At 71.1% G+C, this 1,838-nt stretch carries 4 protein-coding genes; 1 reads left to right on the forward strand and 3 read right to left on the reverse strand.

What is annotated here, in order from left to right; genetic code table 11:
* A partial coding sequence (locus tag CWIS_RS19500) for a phosphotransferase (protein WP_231583838.1) occupies positions 1–262 on the forward strand: 262 nt, incomplete at its 5' end.
* Here CWIS_RS19500 and CWIS_RS12240 read toward each other — a convergent pair.
* Genes CWIS_RS12240 through CWIS_RS12250 form a run of 3 tightly spaced genes read right to left on the reverse strand, consistent with a single transcriptional unit; the run spans position 247 to position 1,577 of the window.
* Entirely contained in the window at positions 247–732 is a 486-nt protein-coding gene (locus CWIS_RS12240) for a VOC family protein (RefSeq protein ID WP_048343566.1), read from the reverse strand. The genes CWIS_RS19500 and CWIS_RS12240 overlap by 16 nt on opposite strands.
* A gap of 24 nt (positions 733–756) precedes the next feature.
* The gene (locus CWIS_RS12245; RefSeq protein WP_048343567.1) at positions 757–1,230 is read right to left on the reverse strand and encodes an SRPBCC family protein; all 474 of its coding nucleotides are present in this window, start codon (positions 1,228–1,230) and stop codon (positions 757–759) included.
* Positions 1,227–1,577 carry a helix-turn-helix transcriptional regulator gene (locus CWIS_RS12250; RefSeq protein WP_048343568.1) on the reverse strand — a complete coding sequence of 117 codons (351 nt, stop codon included), beginning with the start codon at positions 1,575–1,577 and terminating at the stop codon, positions 1,227–1,229. The genes CWIS_RS12245 and CWIS_RS12250 overlap by 4 nt, the downstream gene beginning before the upstream one ends.
* Positions 1,578–1,838: the final 261 nt, after the last annotated feature.

Raw genomic sequence — 1,838 nt, forward strand, 5'->3', positions numbered from 1 at the left:
GCTCGTCGTCTGCCACGGGGACGCGTGCGTCCCGAACACGCTGCTGTCCGACGACGGCTCGTGGCTCGCGCACGTGGACCTGGGGCGGCTCGGTCTGGCGGACCGGTGGGCGGACCTCGCCGTCGCGACGTGGAGCACGGTGTGGAACTACGGCCCGGGCTACGAGGACGCCCTGCTCGAGGCCTACGGCATCGAGCCCGACCCACAGCGCACGTCGTACTACCGGGCGCTGTGGGGGAGCCCGCGTCACTCTCCGCGGTAGGCCGCCTCGATCGGGGCGATCTCGATCTTCTTCTGCGTGAGCATCACCTGCGTGGCGCGCGCGGCGCCCTCGGGGTCGGCGTCGGGCGAGAGCGTGAGCTCCATCAGGCGGCGCGGCACGACCTGCCACGACAGGCCGAACCGGTCGGTGAGCCAGCCGCACGCGACCTCCTTCCCGCCGCCGGCCAGGAGCGCGTCCCAGTAGTGGTCGACCTCGGCCTGGTCCGCGCAGTCGACGACGAACGAGAACGCCGCGTTGAGCTGGAGCGACGGACCCGCGGAGATCGCCTCGACCGGCTGGCCGTCGAGCTCGTAGGACACGATGAACGGCGCGCCCTTGGTGACACCCGGCATGTCGGCGGGTGCGTGCAGCACGTTGACGATGCGCGAGCTGGGGAAGACCGAGACGTAGAACTCGGCGGCCTCCAGCGCGTTGTCGCTGTACCAGAGGTGGGGGTGGACGATGCCCATGACCTGCTCCTTCGTCTCGTCGGCTCAGCCCGCGACGATCGTGTCGAGGCGCGCGTAGCCCTGGGTGAGGCCGCCCTCCATGCCGCTGGCGACCATGCCGTCGCGGGCCTCCAGCGAGGGGTAGACGGAGTGGATCTCGAGGCGGGTGCGGTCGTCGTCGAGGTCGACGAACCGCAGCGTCTCGACCGCGACGACGTCCGGGTACCCGAGGAACTCGAACGTCTGGATCGCGAGCTCGTCGGTCCGCACGGTGTGGAACGTGCCGCGGAACCCGTACGACTCGCCGCCGGGCTCGGTCTGCTGGAAGCTCCACCGGCCGCCGGACACGAAGTCCCACTCGGTGATGTCGGTCTCGAGCCGGTCCGGGCCCATCCACTTCGCGACGAGCGCGGGGTCGGCGTGCGCGGCGAACACGCGGGAGACCGGAGCGTCGAACTCGCGGGTGATGTCGATGAACGGGACGCCGGCGGGGGCGTCGACGTGCACGGGGTTGGTCATGATGGATCCTCCTGCTGGGCGGGGTCCTGCGCGAGCAGCGCGTCGAGGGACCGGAACCTGCGCTCGTGGATCAACCGGTACTGGTCGATCCACGCGGTGAGGCGCTCGAGCGCCTCCGGGGCCAGGTGCACGGGCCGACGCTGGGCGTCGCGCGTGCGGGTGACGAGTCCCGCCTGCTCCAGCACGTGGATGTGCTTGGAGACCGCCTGCAGTGAGATGGCGTGCGGCTCGGCGAGCTCGTTGACTCCTGCGGGGCCGCGCGACAGGCGCGCGACGATCTGGCGACGGACGGGATCGGCCAGGGCCAGGAAGGCCCGGTCGAGCCGTTCGTCGTCGTCCTCCGTCACAGGTGCGTCCTCCGGTCGAGAAGAGCCCCGACCGTGCTGCGCGTCGGCAGGGGCCCCGACCTGATGTTGTCTAGATGCTGCGATCAGGCTATTCAACTTTGAGGTTGAATACGACATTACGCCCGTCGTCGAGACGCCGCAAGGGGTGTCCCGCGTCAGCCCAGACGAGCGCGCACGGCCGCCGCGACCTCGGCGGGGGTCCTCCCGTCGACGGTCACCACAGGCCCGCGCGCGGCGAGCCGGTCCGCGACGGCGACGTAG

This window comes from Cellulomonas sp. A375-1, assembly GCF_001040865.1.
Taxonomy (GTDB): domain Bacteria; phylum Actinomycetota; class Actinomycetes; order Actinomycetales; family Cellulomonadaceae; genus Cellulomonas; species Cellulomonas gelida.

Bases quoted from the DNA above. Each gene is read 5' to 3' on its own strand.
- CWIS_RS12240 (WP_048343566.1), bottom strand. From the start codon at position 732: ATGGGCATCGTCCACCCCCACCTCTGGTACAGCGACAACGCGCTGGAG.
- CWIS_RS12245 (WP_048343567.1), bottom strand. From the start codon at position 1,230: ATGACCAACCCCGTGCACGTCGACGCCCCCGCCGGCGTCCCGTTCATC.